The organism is Acinetobacter sp. AL9, from assembly GCF_041464035.1.
Taxonomy (GTDB): Bacteria; Pseudomonadota; Gammaproteobacteria; order Pseudomonadales; family Moraxellaceae; genus Acinetobacter; species Acinetobacter towneri.
The window spans coordinates 1-685 of record NZ_JAYFSK010000149.1 but is presented as its reverse complement, the minus strand read 5'-3'; the positions used below and the strand labels follow the sequence as shown (position 1 = coordinate 685).

At 36.8% G+C, this 685-nt stretch carries 1 protein-coding gene; it reads left to right on the top strand.

Annotated elements, in window-relative coordinates:
• Positions 1–221: 221 nt before the first annotated feature.
• A partial coding sequence (locus ACEO2X_RS14035; RefSeq protein ID WP_371972172.1) for a transposase occupies positions 222–685 on the top strand: 464 nt, incomplete at its 3' end.

Genomic DNA, 685 nt, shown 5'->3' with positions numbered 1-685 from the left:
CTTGTATCTTGATTGATATAGTGATTAGCTACCACTATACGCAAATTGTAGAGTTTGGAGTGCTGCTAAAATCTTAAATTTGAACCTGAGATAAAACCTACAATTTGCCCTTATCCCTCATACAACTCTGAACGGTAACTAAGCACTTTGATGCTGTATTCACAAGGTAAGATGATGGTTAATGGGATAAAAATCATAGCTTAAACTCAAGGAATATCACCATGATTATGCTAGGTATTGATGTCAGTAAAACCAAAATAGATTGTTGCATTTTCCCTCAAGGTTTGACTGGAAAAAGAAAAAATAAAATATTTACTAATACAGAAAGTGGCTTTGGCAGTCTGCTCAAATGGCTCATCACTCTTAAAATTGAACCTGATCAAGTGACAGCAATCATGGAAGCGACTTCGGTTTATCATGAGAATTTGGGATATTATCTATATGATGCAGGTGTAAAGGTTTGTGTGGCTAATCCTTCACGAGTAAGAGCCTTTGCCAAAGGCATGTCCATGCTAAATAAAACGGATAAAGCTGATAGTGAAGCTCTTTCACGTTATGGTTACACCGCAAAGTTAATCATATGGCAGCCTGAACCTGAAAATGTCAGATTATTAAAAGCTTTACTAGGCAGACGAGATGTCTATCTAGGTAGTCTATTGCAGGAAAAGAATCGACTTGAAAAGGC